At 73.0% G+C, this 18,290-nt stretch carries 14 protein-coding genes and 1 pseudogene; 7 read left to right on the plus strand and 8 right to left on the minus strand.

What is annotated here, in order from left to right; all coding sequences use genetic code 11:
* Positions 1–15: 15 nt before the first annotated feature.
* From AB0B40_RS03690 to AB0B40_RS03715, 6 genes and pseudogenes are all read left to right on the plus strand, one after another.
* Positions 16–492: a single-stranded DNA-binding protein gene (locus AB0B40_RS03690; RefSeq protein WP_345047669.1), complete on the plus strand. Its 477-nt coding sequence runs from the start codon at positions 16–18 to the stop codon at positions 490–492.
* 331 nt (positions 493–823) lie between these two features.
* Positions 824–2,209 (plus strand): Cys-Gln thioester bond-forming surface protein, encoded by a 1,386-nt coding sequence (locus AB0B40_RS03695; RefSeq protein WP_362262788.1) that lies wholly within the window; start codon positions 824–826, stop codon positions 2,207–2,209.
* A gap of 375 nt (positions 2,210–2,584) precedes the next feature.
* A pseudogene (locus tag AB0B40_RS03700) lies at positions 2,585–2,846 on the plus strand (UTRA domain-containing protein); the annotation flags it as partial.
* A gap of 223 nt (positions 2,847–3,069) precedes the next feature.
* On the plus strand, positions 3,070–4,734 hold the full coding sequence (gene ettA, locus AB0B40_RS03705) for an energy-dependent translational throttle protein EttA (RefSeq protein ID WP_345047670.1): 1,665 nt from the start codon (positions 3,070–3,072) through the stop codon (positions 4,732–4,734).
* Positions 4,735–4,740: 6 nt separating this feature from the next.
* Positions 4,741–5,154: a thioesterase family protein gene (locus AB0B40_RS03710; protein WP_345047671.1), complete on the plus strand. Its 414-nt coding sequence runs from the start codon at positions 4,741–4,743 to the stop codon at positions 5,152–5,154.
* Entirely contained in the window at positions 5,151–5,828 is a 678-nt protein-coding gene (locus tag AB0B40_RS03715) for a hypothetical protein (protein ID WP_345047672.1), read from the plus strand. The genes AB0B40_RS03710 and AB0B40_RS03715 overlap by 4 nt, the downstream gene beginning before the upstream one ends.
* 99 nt (positions 5,829–5,927) lie before the next feature.
* Here AB0B40_RS03715 and AB0B40_RS03720 read toward each other — a convergent pair whose 3' ends face one another.
* Positions 5,928–6,332 carry a globin gene (locus tag AB0B40_RS03720; protein WP_345047674.1) on the minus strand — a complete coding sequence of 135 codons (405 nt, stop codon included), beginning with the start codon at positions 6,330–6,332 and terminating at the stop codon, positions 5,928–5,930.
* 77 nt (positions 6,333–6,409) lie between these two features.
* On the opposite strand from AB0B40_RS03720, the gene AB0B40_RS03725 reads away from it, so the two are divergent.
* Entirely contained in the window at positions 6,410–7,387 is a 978-nt protein-coding gene (locus AB0B40_RS03725; RefSeq protein WP_362262600.1) for a methyltransferase domain-containing protein, read from the plus strand.
* A gap of 6 nt (positions 7,388–7,393) precedes the next feature.
* Here AB0B40_RS03725 and AB0B40_RS03730 read toward each other — a convergent pair whose 3' ends face one another.
* The 7 genes from AB0B40_RS03730 to AB0B40_RS03760 form a co-directional block, all read right to left on the minus strand.
* On the minus strand, positions 7,394–9,082 hold the full coding sequence (locus AB0B40_RS03730; protein ID WP_362262603.1) for an FHA domain-containing protein: 1,689 nt from the start codon (positions 9,080–9,082) through the stop codon (positions 7,394–7,396).
* A gap of 58 nt (positions 9,083–9,140) precedes the next feature.
* A complete protein-coding gene (locus tag AB0B40_RS03735; RefSeq protein ID WP_362262606.1) occupies positions 9,141–10,520 on the minus strand; it encodes a VWA domain-containing protein in 1,380 nt (459 codons plus the stop codon).
* A 115-nt stretch (positions 10,521–10,635) separates the two neighbouring features.
* The gene (locus tag AB0B40_RS03740; protein WP_345047680.1) at positions 10,636–11,961 is read right to left on the minus strand and encodes a PP2C family serine/threonine-protein phosphatase; all 1,326 of its coding nucleotides are present in this window, start codon (positions 11,959–11,961) and stop codon (positions 10,636–10,638) included.
* 4 nt (positions 11,962–11,965) lie between these two features.
* The gene (locus AB0B40_RS03745) at positions 11,966–14,455 is read right to left on the minus strand and encodes a tetratricopeptide repeat protein (protein ID WP_345047681.1); all 2,490 of its coding nucleotides are present in this window, start codon (positions 14,453–14,455) and stop codon (positions 11,966–11,968) included.
* Complete coding sequence (locus tag AB0B40_RS03750; RefSeq protein WP_345047683.1) at positions 14,452–15,732, minus strand: hypothetical protein; 1,281 nt, start codon at positions 15,730–15,732, stop codon at positions 14,452–14,454. Before AB0B40_RS03750 ends, AB0B40_RS03745 begins: the two co-directional genes overlap by 4 nt.
* A gap of 41 nt (positions 15,733–15,773) precedes the next feature.
* Entirely contained in the window at positions 15,774–16,805 is a 1,032-nt protein-coding gene (locus AB0B40_RS03755) for a glutamate ABC transporter substrate-binding protein (RefSeq protein WP_345047725.1), read from the minus strand.
* A gap of 14 nt (positions 16,806–16,819) precedes the next feature.
* A complete protein-coding gene (locus tag AB0B40_RS03760; protein ID WP_362262791.1) occupies positions 16,820–18,145 on the minus strand; it encodes a hypothetical protein in 1,326 nt (441 codons plus the stop codon).
* Between the last annotated feature and the right edge of the window lie 145 nt (positions 18,146–18,290).

Genomic DNA, 18,290 nt, shown 5'->3' on the forward strand with positions numbered 1-18,290 from the left:
GAGGGGAGCGAGAACATGAACGAGACGATCGTCTGTGTGGTGGGGAACGTGGCGACCCAGCCGGTGTACCGCGAACTGGCGGCGGGATCGTCGGCCCGGTTCCGGCTCGCGGTGACCGCGCGCTACTGGGACCGGGAGAAGAACGCGTGGACGGACGGGCACACCAACTTCTTCACGGTGTGGGCCAACCGCCAGCTCGCGGTGAACGTGGCCGCATGTGTGGAGGTGGGCCAGCCGGTCGTCGTCCAGGGCCGGCTGAAGGTGCGCGCCGAGGTGCGCGAGGGACAGCAGCAGTGGGCCTCCGCCGACATCGACGCCGTGGCGATCGGCCATGACCTGGCGCGCGGCACGGCGCTCTTCCAGCGCGCGGCCAAGCCGGAGGGGACACCGGCGGCGCCCCGGCCGGAGCCGAACTGGGAGACACCACCCCCTGCGGATCCGCAGGACGGGCGGCCACAGCAACAGGACCAGCCCAAAGCGGTGATGACGTGACGTCAGATTGCCCGGGGGCCTCGCGGACGGTTGCCGGCCGGCTCTGAACGTCCTGTGCGTACGGCGTGAACACCCTGTATGGGGCAGTGGATTTGTCGATCCGCACCGGTTCACGGACGGTCCCGGCGATAACGATTGCGGATCGGATCACCCATCGGATGATCCGACAGGCGGGTCGGGCTCCGGCTGATCCATAGGATGCCGGGCGTGCCCCTAGGGGCTGCTGATTCTGCTGGTGGGACCGTCCCCCACGTCCAACGGGTCCTGCTCGAAGGGGAATTCTGTGCTTGCTGCGCTCTCTGGGTTCTGCCGGTCCGCCGGAAGGAACCGTCTGGCCGCCGCCACCACGGTGTCCGGCATCGTGGCGGCCGGCGTGCTGTCCGGCGCCGGTACGGCTGTGGCCGACGAGAGACCGCAGACCCAGGGCGGGGCGACGGCCACGATCAACGGTCTGAAGACCTACGGCGAGGCCGTGATCCACGGGGACGGCGGCGACCAACGGGTGTCGGCGGGCCTGTTCGAGATGTCCGTGGACGGCGGCGGCACCCTGCAGACGTACTGCGTCGACCTCCACAACCCGACCCAGCGGGACGCCAGATACCAGGAGACGCCCTGGAGCGGCACCTCGCTGGGCACCAACAAGGACGCGGGGCGGATCAACTGGATCCTTCAGCACTCCTACCCGCAGGTCAACGATCTCGCCGCGCTCGCCCGGCAAGCGGGTGCGAGCGGGCTGACCGAGCAGGACGCGGCGGCCGGCACCCAGGTGGCCATCTGGCGCTACTCCGACGGCGCCGAGGTCGACGCCGTCGACCCGCGGGCGGAGAAGCTCGCCGACTACCTGGAGAAGAGCGCCCGGGGTGTCAGCGAGCCCGAGGCCTCGCTCACCCTTGACCCGCCCGCGGTCTCCGGCCGGCCCGGTGACGTGCTCGGACCGGTGACCGTGCACACCAACGCCAGCGCGGTCACGGTGAGCCCGCCGGTGGACGCGTCCGGCAGCGGGGTGCGGGTCGTCGACAAGAGCGGCAAGGTGATCACCTCGGCGGAGGACGGCAGCCGGCTGTTCTTCGACGTCCCCGAGGACGCGGCCGGAGGGCCCGACCACACCGGCGGTGAAGCGGGCACGGCCCAGCTGACCGTGCAGGCGTCGACGACCGTGCCGGTGGGCCGGGCCTTCACCTCCGAGAGCCGCAGCCAGACACAGATCCTGGCCGGCTCCAGCGAGTCCACCGTCTCCGCGACCGTGACGGCCGGCTGGGCGGCCGAGGGTGCCATACCGGCGGTCTCGGCGCGTAAGAACTGCGCCAAGGGCGGCGTGGACATCACCACGGTCAACAAGGGCGACGAGCCGTTCACCTTCCAGCTGATGGGCGCCGAGCACACGATCCCCGCGGGCGCGACCCGCACGGTGACCGTGCCGCTCCAGGAGGACCAGGCCTACGACTTCACGATCACCGGCCCGTACGGCTTCAGCCACCGCTTCACCGGTGTCCTGGACTGCAAGACCCAGGGCTCGATCACCACGCAGACGGCCCAGCTGCGCAACGAGCCCAGCCCGGCCACGGTGGGCGGCGGCACCGTGGACACCACCGACCTGGCCGTGACCGGCGGCTCCGCGATCACTCCCCTGATCGCCGGGGTGGCCATCGGCCTGGTCGTGATCGGCGGAGCGGTCCTGGTCGTACTCCGCAGGAGGGAGACGGAGGCGGGCGAATGACGCCGGACCGGACAGCACGACGACGACCGCGGACGGCGGCCTGCCATCAGGCCTACGGCGACTCACCGAGCTGACCGGCATCGACGACCTGCTGGACGAGATCCGCCGCCGCCCCGGGACGTGGCTGCGCCGCGGTTCCCTCCGGCACCTCGACTCGACGCTGACGGGCTACGGGGCCGCGCTGGCCGTGCACGGCATCCCCGAGCCCTTCGACTTCCCGGGCCCGCCCGGCGAGGGCGCCTTCACCGAGTGGCTGCGCGGGCGCCTCGGCGTCTACGAGAATCGACCGGCTTCCGCCACCGCTTCCAGGGCCTCCCGCCATAAGCCGGCGAAGAGCGAGTCCGGCACTTCCGCTTCGACCGACGCGTACGGGTCGTGCTCGTCCTCCCCGAGGGAGGGCCGCGCGCCGGAGCGGGTGTCGTGAATCGCATGGCCGCGATCGGCGTCACGGCCAGCCACGCCGTTGAGCAGCCCGAGCCCGAGGCAGGCGACCGCCGAGGAGGCGTCGATACTCGGTATCCAGGAGGCTGCGCTCGTCACGCACATCCGGCGGACCTCCTACAGCGACCGGAGGCGGCCCGTGGAGACGGCGGACATCGTGCTGCCCGCCGCGCACTGCGAGATCGTCTACGAGATCCGATCAACCGATAGCCCGCAGCCAAAGAGGTGGGCGCTGGGCCGTGCGAGGGTGCGAGAGGCTACCCAACGGCGACCGACAGCGACAGACGGGTTACCGCAGCCACCAGCGAAACCCCAGGTCACAGGCCCCCGGGCCAATGGGTTTCCGCACAGGGGTGGCCGTACGGCAAGATGGGGTGTATCTGCCCACTGCCAGATTTCAAGCTGCCGGACGGTTTCTCTTGGCTGAGTTCATTTACACCATGCGCAAGGCGCGCAAAGCGCACGGCGACAAGGTGATCCTCGACGACGTCACCCTGAGCTTCCTGCCGGGGGCGAAGATCGGCGTCGTCGGTCCGAACGGTGCCGGTAAGTCGACCGTGCTGAAGATCATGGCGGGACTGGAGCAGCCGTCCAACGGTGACGCCTTCCTCTCGCCCGGTTACACCGTCGGCATCCTGCTCCAGGAGCCCCCGCTGAACGAGGCGAAGACCGTCCTGGAGAACGTCCAGGAGGGTGTCGCCGAGGTCAAGGGCAAGCTCGACCGGTTCAACGAGATCGCCGAGCTGATGGCGACCGACTACTCCGACGCGCTGCTCGACGAGATGGGCAAGCTGCAGGAGGAGCTGGACCACGCCAACGCCTGGGACCTCGACGCCCAGCTGGAGCAGGCCATGGACGCGCTGGGCTGCCCGCCCGGCGACTGGCCCGTCACCAACCTCTCCGGTGGTGAGAAGCGCCGCGTCGCGCTCTGCAAGCTGCTGCTGGAGCAGCCCGACCTGCTGCTCCTCGACGAGCCCACCAACCACCTCGACGCCGAGTCGGTGAACTGGCTGGAGCAGCACCTGGCCAAGTACCCGGGCACCGTCGTGGCGGTCACCCACGACCGGTACTTCCTGGACAACGTCGCCGGCTGGATCTGCGAGGTCGACCGCGGCCGTCTGCACGGCTACGAGGGCAACTACTCCAAGTACCTGGAGAGCAAGGCGAGCCGTCTGAAGGTCGAGGGCCAGAAGGACGCCAAGCGGCAGAAGCGGCTCAAGGAAGAGCTGGAGTGGGTCCGCTCCAACGCCAAGGGGCGCCAGGCCAAGTCCAAGGCCCGTCTCGCGCGGTACGAGGAGATGGCCGCCGAGGCCGACAAGATGCGGAAGCTGGACTTCGAGGAGATCCAGATCCCGCCGGGCCCGCGTCTGGGCAACGTCGTGGTCGAGGTCGACGACCTGCGCAAGGGCTTCGGCGAGAAGATCCTCGTCGACGGGCTGTCCTTCACGCTGCCGCGCAACGGCATCGTCGGTGTCATCGGCCCGAACGGCGCCGGCAAGACCACGCTGTTCAAGATGATCCAGGGCCTGGAGACCCCGGACTCCGGCGACATCAAGGTCGGAGAGACCGTCAAGATCTCCTACGTCGACCAGAGCCGCGAGAACATCGACCCGAAGAAGACGCTGTGGGAGGTCGTGTCCGACGGGCTCGACTACATCAACGTCGGCCAGGTCGAGATGCCGAGCCGGGCGTATGTGTCGGCCTTCGGCTTCAAGGGCCCGGACCAGCAGAAGCCGGCCGGTGTGCTCTCCGGCGGTGAGCGCAACCGGCTCAACCTGGCGCTGACCCTGAAGCAGGGCGGCAACCTGCTGCTCCTCGACGAGCCCACCAACGACCTCGACGTCGAGACCCTCTCCAGCCTGGAGAACGCGCTGCTGGACTTCCCCGGCTGCGCGGTCGTGGTCTCCCACGACCGGTGGTTCCTCGACCGGGTCGCCACGCACATCCTCGCGTACGAGGGCGAGTCGAAGTGGTTCTGGTTCGAGGGCAACTTCGAGTCGTACGAGAAGAACAAGATCGAGCGGCTCGGCCCGGACGCGGCGCGTCCGCACCGTGCCACCTACAAGAAGCTGACCCGGGGCTGATCGAACTTGCGGCACCTCTACCGCTGCCCACTGCGCTGGTCGGACATGGACGCCTACGGCCATGTCAACAACGCGGTCTTCCTCCGCTACCTGGAGGAGGCCCGCATCGACTTCCTGTCCCTGCGGGGCAAGGAGTCCAAGCAGGGGTCCGTGGTCGCCCGCCATGAGATCGACTACAAGCGGCAGCTCGTCCACCGGCCGACGCCCGTGGACATCGAGCTGTGGATCACCGCGATCAAGGCCGCGTCCTTCACCGTCTCCTACGAGGTGAAGGACGACGACCTGGTCTACGTACGGGCGTCGACGGTCATCGTGCCGTTCGACTTCGAGACCCAGCGGCCGCGCCGGATCACCCCGGAGGAGCGCGAGTTCCTCCAGCAGTACACGGACGCGGCCGACGAGGAGGCCGTCGCCGCATGACGGTGCTGCACCTGGCCGACGAGACGGAGGCGGCGGACCTCGCCGCCTTCCTCTCCCGGCTGCTCCACTACGACCGTGGAGCGGCGGTGCGGCTGCAGGCGGCCGGTACCGCCCTCGCCGTCTTCGGCCGGCCGCCGTCCTTCGAGGTGCTGGCCGTCCGCACGGTGCGGCTGGCCAAGCCGTACGAGCACGGGCTCGACGTCACTCTCGACGTGACCGTCTCGGCCGGTGAGTTCCTGGAGTCCGTGGACGAGCGGGCGGCCACCGCCGCCGTTCCGGGCGCGGTCACGGGACCGCCGTGGGCCGGTGTGCTGCCGCCGCGCAGCGGCTGGCGGTCCGAGCCCGGGCTGCCCGCACCGGACGCGCTGCGCGCCACGGTCGCCGCAGCGGTGGCCGAGTTCCGTTCCCGCACCGAGGAGTTGGGTGCCGAGGGGCGTACCCGCGCGGAGCTGGACCGGATCGGGCGGGACATCTGGTCCCGGCAGATCAAGGGCACCTGGCTGCCCGTACGGGCCGTGCACGCGGCCCAGTCGCTGGGCTTCCTGCGGCCGGGGACCGAGCCCGGGGACATCGGGCTGTTCTCCTCAGGGGCGTGGCTGCGGCTGCGCGCGCCGTACGGCTCGGTGGCGGTGCGCCGGACGGGGCTCGGCTCCTTCGGTCTCAGCGTGCGCTGAGCCGCCCCCGCCTCCTCGGCTCCGGTTCATCCACGCCACCACCGCCCACGGCGAGACGGAGCCCGTCACCCGGTTGAACCGCTCTTCGGCGACGACCCGTCAGTCCGGGGTGTTCACCATGGAGGCGGCGGCGTACGTCAGGTAGTTCCACAGCGTCCGCTCGTGTTCCTCGGACAGCCCCAGCTCGTCCACGGCCACCCGCATGTGCCGCAGCCAGGCGTCGTGCGCCGCCCGGTCCACGGTGAAGGGGGCGTGCCGCATGCGCAGCCGCGGGTGGCCCCGGTTCTCGCTGTAGGTGGTGGGGCCGCCCCAGTACTGCATCAGGAACAGGGTCAGCCGCTCCTCGGCCGGACCCAGGTCCTCCTCCGGGTACATCGGCTTCAGGATCGGGTCCTCGGCCACTCCCTCGTAGAAACGGTGGACGAGCCGGCGGAAGGTGTCCTCCCCGCCGACCTGCTCGTAGAAGGTCTGCTCCTGAAGCGTGCCGCGCCGAATCTCTTTCACCTGTCCATGGTCTCAGACGGGGGGACCCAGGACTCAGGGCTTAGGACCACACCCCGCTCACCCCTACTGTGGACACCATGGGCGCCTACGACAGCGAGACCGAGGGGCTCGCCGCCGCGGCGCGGGCCGCGCTGGTGCGGGAGATCGACGCCGAGGGGGCATGGGCCGAAGAGCCGGTGTGGCGGGAGGCCTTCGCGGCGGTGCCCCGGCATCTGTTCGTGCCCTACTACTACGTCGCCGGATCGCGCGGCTACGAACGCCGCTGGGGCGAGAGCCGTGACCCGGCGGTCCGGGAACGCTGGGTGCGCGGCGCCTACGCGGACGTACCGCTGGCCACCCGGCTGCGCGACGGTGAGCTGCTCTCCTCCAGCAGCCAGCCCTCGCTGATGGCGCGGATGCTGGTCGCCCTGCGGGTCGAGGAGGGCAACCGGGTGCTGGAGGTGGGCGCCGGCACCGGCTACAACGCGGCCCTGCTCGCCCACCGGCTCGGCGCCGACGACCTCGTCACCACCGTCGACCTGGAACCGGAGATCACCGAGTCGGCCCGGCGGCACCTGGCGGCGGCCGGCCACCACCCGGTCGTCGTCACCGGCGACGGCGCGCGCGGGGTGCCCGAACGCGCCCCCTTCGACCGGATCATCGCCACCTGCGAGCTGCGCACCGTGCCGCGCGCCTGGCTCGCCCAGTGCCGCCCCGGCGCGCGCGTCCTCACCCCGCTCGCCACCGGCCTGCTCGCCCTGACCGTGCGGGACGCGGAGCACGCGGAGGGCCGCTTCCTGTCCCGGGCCGCCTTCTTCGTGCCGCTGCGCGGCGAACGCAGGACGGAGCCCGAGGGCGTCTGTCTGGCCGGGCTGCCGGGCCGGGCCCGCGAGCAGGAGCCGTTCCACTTCCTGCTCGCGCTGACCCGGGGCACCCTCGACCCCCAGGAGGCGTACTCCCTGTGGCAGCGGGAGGGCGAACCGGTCCGCGGGCGCTACGGCGTCACGGTCGACGGCGAGCACGTCTGGGCGTGGCTGGACGACCCGGAGGGGCCGTACGCCTGGCCCCTGCGCTGATCCTTCTCAGCCCCGGCGGACGGTGATCGTCGTCCAGGCGCCCACGTGCACCCGGTCGCCGTCCTGGAGCGGGACCGGCACGAACGGCTGGATCGGTTCCTCGGACATGTTGACCGTGGTGCCGTTCGTCGAGTTCTGGTCGACGACCGCCCAGCTGCCGTCCGGCTGCTGCACCAGCACCGCGTGCTGGTGCGAGACGCCCGGGTCCTCCGGCGGCACCGACAGGTCGATGTCGGGGGTGTCGCCGGTGGAGTGCCGGCGGCGCCCGATGGAGATCTGGTTGCCGGTGAGCGTGCGCTGCTGCTCGGGCGAGTACGCGGGCAGGTTCAGGCCCGCGGCCTCGGGGCCGGAGCGGTGCATCATCGCCATGAAGTACTCGCGGTCCGGGCCGACGGTGGCGGTCCAGGTGGTCCGCTGCGGCGCCTGGGGGGCCTGCGGTGCCTCGGGGAAGCCGCCCGGTCCGGACGGCGTCTGGGCGCCGGGGTGCGGGTAGCCGTACCCGCCGCCCTGACCGCCGGGCCCCTGGCCCTGACCCGGTCCGGCCGGACCGGAGGACGACGGCGGGGGGAGCACCCAGTCGTCGTCACCGCCGCCGTAGGAGGGGCCGCCGGAGGGCGGGCCGCCGGCCGGGGGCCGGCCGGTCTCCTGCGGGAACGCGGGCGGGGCCGTCGCCCCGGACTGCTGGAACGCCTGCCGGGCGCCGCCGGGACCGCCGGGCGGTGGCGGTACCGGACGCGAGGGGTCACCGCCGAAACCGGACGGACCGGGCTGAGCGGACCCGCCGGGATGGGAGGGACCACCCCCGAAGCCCGACGAAGCACCGGTGCCGCCGGGGCCCTGACCGGGACCGCGTTCGAAGCCGCCGGGAGCCTGCCCGGGTCCGCCGCCGAAGCCGGACGGGCCGGAGGGGCCGCCGGCACCGGGGCCCTGACCGGGACCGCGTTCGAAGCCGCCGGGAGCCTGCCCCGGTGCGCTGCCGAAGCCGGACGGGCCGGAAGGAGCGCCCGAGCCCGCGCCGGGACCCTGCCCCTGGCCGCCGCCGAAGCCGGACTGGCCGCCGGGACCCTGCCCGGGTCCGCCGCCGAAGCCGGACGGACCGGAGGGACCCCCGGCACCCGGACCCTGACCCGGCCCCGGGCCCTGGCCGAAGGCCGGCGGAGGACCCGGCCGGCGCTGGTTGCCGGAGCCGAAGGGGGGCGGTGCCGAGGGGCCGGGGGAGGTCGGCGGGGCGGAGGGGGCGCGGTCGCCGCCGAACGGCGTCGGGCCCGACGGCTCGCTGCCGAAGGACGGGATCGGCTCGGCGGGCCGGTTCATCTGCGAGGGCCGCGAGCCCTGGTACTCGTACGCGTCACCGCCGCCGTACGTCGCGCTCGGCGGCTGGAACCGCGGCTGCGGCGGGCGCGGGGCGGCCGGCGTGTACGAGGTCGCCGTGTTGGTCAGGAAGTTCCACCGGCACTCCTCGCAGAAGGGCGCGCCGCCCTCGCGGGGCGTACGGCACTGCGGGCACAGCTCCGCCTCGGGCGCACCCGGCGCCTGCGGGCGGCCGCCGGGCTGGCCGCCCTGCGGCGGAGGGAAGCCGTAGCCGCCGGCGGGCGGGGGAGGCGGGGGCGGAGGTACGGCACCGGCCATGCGGTGACCGCAGACCTCGCACCAGTCGTCGGAACCCGACTGGTGTCCGTTCGGGCAGGTCGGCATGTCGGTGCTTCCCCTTCTCCTAAGGGTCGGCCTGGATCGCTCGGGTCGCTTCCAGGGGTCACTTCTTTACACGAACAGTCTTTGTGGACCGGGTCTCCAGAGTCATCTCGTCCGCCTCCGCGACCCTCGTCTTCAACCGCACAGTACCTGTCGCGGCGTCGACGACGTCCACCACCTTCGCAAGCAGTTTCGCAGTATCCGCGTTCCCCGAGGCGCTCGCGAGCTGAACCGCACGCCCCAGTTTGGCCGTTGCTCCGTCGAAATCGCCTGATTTGCGCAGATCGATGCCTTGCTGGATGGCTTGGGCCAGTTCGGCCTGCCCGGTGTAGTGGGCGACTTGGGGGCTGATCGAGGTGGAGGCGGCCATGTCGTCGGTCCACACGGCCCGTACGAGCCCCTGCGCGCCGAGGTTCTGTACCGCGCCTCCCCCGCGCCCGGCTTCGCCCGCACCGGAGGTGCCCCCGGCCTGCGGCACCACGAGGGAGACGCGGGCGGCGAGCATCTCCTGGCCGAGCCCGGCCGGCGGGACCGTCACGCACAGGTGGTAGTCACGGGACTCGTCGCCCCAGGACCCGGTCGGGTAGTCCCCGGCCCGCGGTCCGGCCTCGGTGCGGCGGGTGGTCAAGTCCACCACGGTGGGGGCGACTTGCTTGACGAACCGGATGGTCGTGCCGACCGGCGTCCACACCCGCAGGGCGACGTCGGCGACCTCCTTGCCCATCGCCGTCTCCATCATCCGTGTGAAGTCGGCGGCGAGACCCGCCGGGTCGGCGACGATGTCGGCGGTGCCGAGCAACGCGGAGGCGATCCCTGTGACTTCTTTCACTTCCCAGTCGGTGCCGACACCCCGCGCGTCACAGGTGAACCGGCCGGCGCAGGCGTCGAGCGCGGCCCGCAGATCCTCCGGTGACTCGTGTTCGTTGCGGCCGTCGGTGAGCAGGATGCCGTGCCGGATGGTGACGTCCGCCGCGGACAGCAGCCGGTCGGCGAGCCGCAGCCAGGTGCCGATGGCGGTACCGCCGCCCGCGCTCAGCCGGCGCAGCGCCAGTTTGGCCTGCTCGCGGGTGGTGGCGTCGGCGACCGCGAGCCGCCCGCCGCCCGGATAGACCTCCTTGGCGAGGTGCGTGCCGTCGATCACCGCGAAGTGGGTGCCGTCGCGCAGGGTGTCGATCGCGGCGGCGGTGGCGTCCCGGGCATTGCGCATCTTGGTCGGCGGGTAGTCCATGGACCCGGAGCAGTCGACCATGATCACTACTGCGGCGGAGGGCCGCCGCCCCTGCGTGTACAGGGGCGCGGAGACCGCGTTGCCGATGGTGCCGCCGCCGGTCGCGGTCACCGTGACGATGGCGTTGACCTCGCTGCCGCCCTCGGGCAGGTACTCGTTCTGGTAGACGTCCACCGAGAACCGCGGCACGTTCGGCTTCGCGAAATTGGCCATGCTTGATCGCATCCCCCTCGGACACCCCGCTGACGCGAGGCGATGACTGTGAGCGGACCGGTCCCCTCCGGTCCGCCGCGGCTTCCCCGTGCCGTCTTCCCGTCCTGGACGGCCCTCAGGCCGATCCTGCCCCGTGCGGCGGCGCCGGGAACGGCAGGACCGCCACTGTTACGTTGTCGTGGCCCCCGCCGTCCAGGGCGTGCCCGAGCAGCACCCGGGCGCAGTGCAGCGGGTGGGCCGTGGCGTCCGGCGGGACGATCTCGGACATCTCCTCGGCCGTCTCGGCGTAGTTCCACAGCCCGTCGGTGCACACCACCACCGCGCCCGGCCGGTCGGGCTTGAAGGAGGCGGTGTGCGGCTCCAGTTCGTAGGCGTCCGCGCCGAGCCAGCCGGTGATGGCGTGGGCGCGCTCGTCGGCGTACGCCTCGGCCTCGCTCATCAGACCGGCGGCGACCATCTGCGCGGCCCAGGAGTCGTCCTCGGTCAGCCGGGCGGGCGGCGCGCCGCGGTCGGTGGGCACCCAGTAGACGCGGCTGTCCCCGACCCAGCCGACGACCAGCAGCCCGGGGGTGACCACCGCGCCGACGATCGTGCAGGCCGGCGCGTTCTGGTGCGGGGAGTGCTCCCGGGCCGTGGCGGGCTCCTCCGCGAGCGCGTTGACGGCCTGCGCGGCGGCGACGATCGCCTCGTGCATCGCCTGCTGCGGGTGGGTGCCGCGCGGCAGCGCGGCCAGCAGGGAGTCACCGGCGACCTGGGAGGCGGCCAGGGAGGCGTCGTCGGGGCGGGTCGCGGAGGACACGCCGTCGCAGACGATCGCCATGACCGCCGGGGTGCCGTCGGGCAGCGAGGTGTGGCCGACGGAGAAGGCGTCCTCGTTGCGGTGATGGCGCAGACCCCGGTCACTGACGGCGGCGACCGGCCCCGTCTCCCGCTCGACGTGGTCGCGTTCGCGCGGCTGGGCGTGCCCGCAGTTCTCGCAGTAGCCGTCGTCGTCCACCCGGCCGGCCCGGCAGGCCACGCACACCTGCGCCGGCTCGCCCGGATCGCCCGGGCCGGCGGTACCGGCGGCCAGCCGCGGGTCCGGCGCCTGCAGCGGGTACTCGTCGGGCTCCGAGGGCCGGTCGAACCGCACCCCCTCACCGGCGGACTGGCCGGGTCCGGGCTGATGCCCGGGCAGCGGCATGTCGGCCGAGTCGGTGCCCGGCAGGTCCGTCGGCAGGTGCGCCGAGGGAGGGGGGCCGGGCGGCTCCGGCGCGGGCCAGTCCACACCGTCCCCGGGCGCGGCGGGACCGGTCATGGTGAGCGTCGGATGGTCCTGCGGCGGCGCGGTCGCCACCGAGAGGTCCTGTCCGCACGCTCCGCAGAACAGGTCGCCCGACTCCACGGGCTCCGCGCAGTTCGGGCACTTCGGCAGTGCGGCCTGCCGGGGCATCTGCGACATCGACTTACACCCACGTCCGGGGGCGGTAACGGTTGGCCCGTTCCACCAGCTCGATCCTCTCTTCGCCGCCGGGCGCCAGCCGGGCCAGCGTGCGGTAGGCGCGCTCCAGGCCGAAGCGCAGACCCCGCTCGTCCAGACCGCTGCCCAGCAGCACCCGGCCTCCGGCGGTGGACCCGGCGCCCTGACCCCCGGAGAGTATCCAGTCCAGCGCACAGCCGAGCACCTCCGCCGACAGCTGTTCGCGTCGGGCCGGGTCCAGGCCGTAGGCCTGGAGTGCCTCGACCTGACCGGCGGCGGCCGTCAGGTCGTCCAGGAACGGTACGTCACCCGGGCCCGCCGTGCGCCGTCCGATGCGGGCCCGGACGGCGGCGACCCGGGCGGCCGTGTAGTGGATGGAGGACTCCGGCACCGACTCCAGCGTCTCCACCGCGCCGCCGCGGTCCCCGGCCGCGAGCCGCACCCGGGCCAGCCCGAAGGCGGCGCTCACGAAGCTCGGATCGGTCGTCCACACCAGGCGGTAGTACTCGGCCGCGTTGTCCAGCTGGCCCAGCACCTCCGCGCACAGGCCGAGCGCCAGCTTGGGCGCGGCCTCACCGGGAAAGGCGTCGTAGATCGCGTCGAAGGCGAGTGCGGCGCCCTCGAAGTCGCCGGTGACCAGGGCGGCCACGCCCCGGTACCAGACCACCCGCCAGTCGTCGGGCCGTTCCCCGTCCAGCGTGGCCAGACTCGTCAGCGCGCCCTGGTGGTCGCCGCTCTCCAGCCGGGCGCGGATCTGCCGCAGCCGCGTCTCCACCGTCTGCGCGGGCGCCGCGGCCAGCGCGCTCATCAGCTCGGCCGGCGCCGAGGTCATCAGGCCCGCGAGGAAACCGGCGTTGGGGTCGGCCGGGTCGACCAGCGGCACCGGCAGGGCGAGCGCCGCGACGGGCGTGTCGACGGACTTGACCAGGGCCGGCGGGACGGGGGCCGGGGCGGGGGGCCGCCCGCCCCGGCGCGCCGGCCGTGCCCCCAGCCGGGACACCTCGCCGTCCGGGAGCGGGAACAGTTCCGTGTCCGTGACCTTCACCTCAGGCCCGAACAGCGTCGACAGCGCGGGCCGGGCCCGGCCGGTCTGCAGGGAGACGACCTCCCGCAGCACCCCCGTCAGCTGCTCGGCCATCTCCTGCGCGGAGGCGAACCGGCGGACCGGGTCGGGGTCGGTGGCGCGCACCAGCAGCCGGTAGAAGGACTCGTAGCGGCGGAAGACCTCGATGGTGTCGGGGTCGGGCAGGGAGTCGGCGTAGACGGTGGTGTAGCCCTGGAAGTCGAAGGTGAGCACCGCAAGGGTGCGGCCCACCGTGTAGAGGTCGCTGGCCACCGACGGGCCGGTGTCGGCGACCTCCGGCGCCTGGTAGCCGACCGTGCCGTAGATCGCCGACTCGTCGTCGTCCATCCTGCGGACCGCGCCCATGTCGATCAGCTTGAGCTGGTCCTCGGTCTGGATGGCGTTGTCGACCTTGAAGTCGCAGTACAGCAGGTTCCGGCTGTGCAGATGGCCGAGCGCCTCCAGGGCCTCGATGCCGTACGCGCAGGCCTGTTCCACCGGCAGCGGGTCGCGCCGGCCGTCCGGGGCCCGGCGGGCGTTGGCGATCTCCTTCAGGGACTTGCCGCCGACGTACTCCATGACGATGTAGCCGTCGAGGGAGCCGGTGCGCTGGTCCAGGTGCTCCACGAAGTTGTAGATCCGCACGATGTTGGCGTGCTCGATCTCCGCGAGGAAGCGCCGCTCGGAGATCGCCGCGGCCATCGCGTCCTGGTCGCCGGTGTCCAGCAGGCCCTTGAGCACCACCCACCGGTCGGAGACGGCCCGGTCCACGGCGAGGTAGACCCATCCCAGGCCGCCGTGCGCGAGGCACCCGGCGACCTCGTACTGGCCGTGCACGATGTCCCCGGCCCTCAGCTTGGGCACGAAGGAGTACGGGTGCCCGCACTTGGTGCAGAAACCCTCCGTGCGGCCCGGCCGGTCGCCCCGGGCCCGGCCGACCGGAGCGCCGCAGTCCGACCGCGAGCAGAACCGCTTGCGCTCGGGCACCTCCGGGTTCTCCAGCACCATCGCGCGCGGGTCGGGGCGCGGTACCTGCGGCACCGAGACCAGCCCGACGCCAAGGCGCCCGCGCGTGGAGGCGCCGGACGAGGACCCCGAGCTGCGCACCGACACCGAGCGGCCGGTGGACTTGCCCGACACCGACCGGGAGAGCCGGCCGGACACCGAGCGGCGTGACCTCGACGACTGCGAGGACGTACGGGAGCTGCGGGAGCTGCGGGAACCACCGGCGCTCGCCGAGCCCTTGGTGACGCCCGTCGGGGGCGAGCCGACCATCCCTCCCCCAGAGGGGGGACCCCCAGCGGAGACGACCGGCGCGAGACCGCACGTGTCGCAGTACAGCTCGCCGCCGCCGACGTCCTCGTACGCGCCCCCGCAGCCCGGCCGCTGGCAGGTCTGTCCCGGCTGACTCATGACTGGTCCCCCTTACGGTCCTGCGGCGCGCTCGCGCTGCCGAGCGCTTCCGCCGCCGCCCGCTGGTAGCGCAGCACGGCCTGTTCGGCCACGCGCAGGTCGCAGGGCGCGCTCCACAGCATGCGGCGGGCCGCGTCGTACCGCTCGACGAGCAGCGGGTCCTCGGCCAGGCCGTGCCGGGCGGTCTTCGCCTTGTAGGCGTCGAGCCGGCCGCGCAGCTCGGCCCGGACCGCGAGCGGCGCGGTGACCGCGGTCAACGACTCGCGCGCCCGCAGCAGTTCGTCCTCCGCCTTCCGCTCCAGGGACTCCAGCAGCGGGGAGAGCCGGTGCCACTGGGCCTGCCTGCGGTACTCCGCGGCGGTCGCCAGCTGCTCCTGCAACGCGGTCGGCGGCCCGCTCACCACCGGCACCTCGGTGGCGGCGATCTTCGCCAGCACCTCGCCGCGCGCGATGCGGGCCTCGGCGAGGGTGCGGTCCGCGCGCGAGAGGACGTCCCGCAGCCGGATCAGCCGCGCCTCCGCGTCCTGGCGCACCGTCAGCACCGCGTCGATCTCCCGGCGCACGTCCTCCAGGGCGCGCGCCTCACGGTCGTACACCGTCGTGTCCGGGCGTCCGCCGCCGGGCGCCGAACTGCCCTCGGCCGGCACCCAGAAGGCGAGCGGGTCGGTGACGACGTCCTCACGCAGCCGGGTCAGCGTGCGGGTGATCCGCTCCAGGTCGTCCCCGGCCGGGTGCTCGCCCGGACGCACGCCGACGGAGTGCGCGAGCCCTCGGGTGCGCTTGAGTTCCGCGGCGAGTAAATCGATCCGCGCGGGCAGCGCCGACCACACCGCGTCGGCGGCGACGATCACGTCCAGGCTCGTCGCGTACAGCTCGTTCATCCGGTCCACCAGCGCGGACAGCGTGAACGACTCGCTGAGCCTGCCGCTCGCGCTGCCGGTGAGGGTCACGGACTCGCCGCGCAGCAGCCCGGTCAGCTCCGCCAGGTCCTCGCGGCTGGACCAGCGGCGCCGGGCGCGGATCTCCCGGGCGGAGCGCAGGGCGGCCGTGTACGCGTCGAAGTACGACCACAGCAGGGTGATCCGGCTCTCCGCGGTCTGCCAGCGCTCCTTGGTGACGCCGGTCAGCTCGGCCCCTTCGAGGAGTCTGCGGCCCGCGTGGTCCTGCAGGGCCAGCAGCGAGGTCTCGATCGCCTCGTGCTCCTGGCCGAGCCGCGCCAGCGCACGGTCCACCTCGTCCCGGTCCATCACCGGCCCGGCGGGGTCCGTGACGCCCATCGATCACCTCTCGCTTGCTGTGTGTTCCGGTCGGGTGTGGCTCAACTGCCGCGCAGGTACTGCGGCACGGGCGGCTTCGACGCGGACGCGTCCGTCCCCAGTGTCGCCGACAGCCACCTGTCGTACGACGCCTGCCAGCCGTGCGCCGAATAGTCCACCAGGACGCGGTTGACCCGGCGTACCAGATCGGTGGCGTCCTTCTTCATCGCCACGCCGTAGTACTCCTCCGTGAACGCCTCGCCCTTCAGTTCGACGGTCGGGTCCTGGGCGGCCTGGCTCGCGGCGAGCGCGCCGTCGGTCACCACGGCGTCCACCTCGCCGAGTTGCAGCCGGACCAAGCAGTCCAGCTGGTTCGGGACGGTGGTGGAGATGTCCGTGGAGGCGGGCAGCCGGCCGGCCTTGCGGTCGGCGTCCAGCTTGGCGTACGCGGTCGAACCGGCCGCCGTGCACACCCTCTTGTGCGCCAGCGAGCCGTTGTAGCCGGTCACCGACGACGACTTGGGGGCGAGGACCTGCTGGCCGGTCTTGAAGTAGGGCGCGGAGAAGGCGACCTGCCGCAGCCGTTCACAGGTGATCGTCATCGTCCGTACGACCATGTCGACGCGTCCGTCCTGGATCGCGGGTATGCGCCGGCTGGTCGGGATCGCCTTGAACTGCACCGCGTCCGGATCACCGAGGATGTCCTCCGCGATCCGGTGCGCCAGGTCGATGTCGAAGCCCTCCAGTTGGGCGCCCTCGGTGTTCGGGTTGCGGTAGCCCCAGTGGTAGCTGTTCTGGTCGACGCCCACGACCAGCTTGCGCTTGGCGCCCGTACGGGCCTTGATGGCGTCGATCGTCGGCCCGTCGGCGCCGGACGGCGCGGGCGTCTGCCGGTGCGCCTCGGCGTCCTCGCACCCGTCGGCGCGGGCCTGGGTGCCGGCGGCGGCCCTCTGCCCGGCCCACCGCGGGGCGTCCGGCGTCCGCTGGGTGCACGGCAGCAGCAGCGCGAAGGCGAGCGCCAGCGCGCACAGCACCGCCATGGCGGCGACCCCGCCCCAGCCCCGCAGGGAGGTCCGCGCACGGCTCACGTACATCGCCTTGCCCCCTGTCACCGGTACTCCGAAAGTCTGCGTCCGATGCCGGCGACGGCGCCGGCCGCGCCCAGCACCGCGAGGACGGCGGCGCCCAGCGGCAGCCCGGTCATGGCGTTCCGGCCGTCCGTGGCCGCCCGCCGGAACTCGGCCTGCTCATGGCCGATGGCCCCGGCGAGGTTGCGGTCGACGCTGTCGAAGCACTCGCCGGTCGCACCCTTCGCGCCGATCACCTTGTCCAGGGCCTGCTGGTAGTTGCCGTTCTCGTCCTCGGCGCGGGCCGAGGCGTGGCGCTGCTTCCACACCGCCATGTTCCCCTCGGCCGCCGTGACCGGTGTGGTGCCGCCCTGGTCGTCGGCGAGCTTCGCGGCCTCGGACAGCCGCGTGCCGAGCACGGTCATGTCCTTGTCGAAGTCGTAGTAGTAGGCGTCGTACGCCGTGCCGCCGACCGTGATGGTCTCCGCGCCGCGCGCCACCAGGCTCAGGTTCTCGTTCCCCCGGGCCTTCAGGGAGGCGATCCGGGCGTCGTGCAGCACGTTGAGGGAGCGGATGCCGTGGTCGTAAGAGCCGTCGAGCCCGGACCGGGCGACCGCGTGTCCCACGACCAGCCACAGCAGGGCGACGGCCGTCGCGGCGGAGGCGGCGACCAGGCCGTGGTTGAGGACGCGGTTGGTGCGCCGGTACATCCGGTGCTGGGCCAGGCCGAGCGCGGCCAGGGCGAGCAGACCGAGCGCGATCGCCGCCCACGGGTACGGCCGCGCGTGCCCGTAGTCGGCGTCCAGCCGGCGGTTCTCCGTGGTGTGGAGGGTCTCCGCCGCCGGGAGCATCTCCTTCTGCATCTTCTCGTTGGCGTAGCGCAGATAGGCGCCGCCCACCGGGTAGCCCTGCCGGTTGTACGTCCGGGCCCGCTCGATGAGGCCCTTGTACTCGGGCAGCAGCCGGTTCAGCCGGGCGATGGTCGCCTCGGAGGACGAGCCGGGGTCGGCGTTGGCGGCGGCGGTGACGAGCCCGGCGGCGGCGGTCCGTATGTCCTTCTCGTACCGGTCGCGGGAGCCGGCGTTCTCCTGGCCGCCCGCCAGGAATCCGCTGGAGGCGGCGGTGTTGGCGTCGGCCAGTGACCGGTAGATGTCGGCCGCCCCGGAGCTGAGCGGCTGACTGCGGTGCAGCACGTCGTCGGCGGCGGCCGAGCGCGCGCTGGTCTGCCAGGCGGTGACCGCCCCGAACGCGACGACCACCACGGCCAGCACGGCACCGATGATCCGCAGCCGCCCCGGCTCGGTCGTCGCGGCGGCCCGCACCCGCTCGGCACCCTCGGCGAAGGCGCTCCGGCGCGCGGGCGGCACAGCCGCGACGACGGCCCCGGGCCGCCCGTGCTGGGCGGGAACGCCGGGCGTGCCGGGGGCGCCCGGGAGGCCGGCGGACCCGGCGAGTCCGGTCGGCGGCGGCGCGCTGTTCTTCGGCGGGTGTGTCACTCGACCTCCCCCATGG

Source organism: Streptomyces sp. NPDC042638, assembly GCF_040647235.1.
Taxonomy (GTDB): Bacteria; Actinomycetota; Actinomycetes; order Streptomycetales; family Streptomycetaceae; genus Streptomyces; species Streptomyces rameus.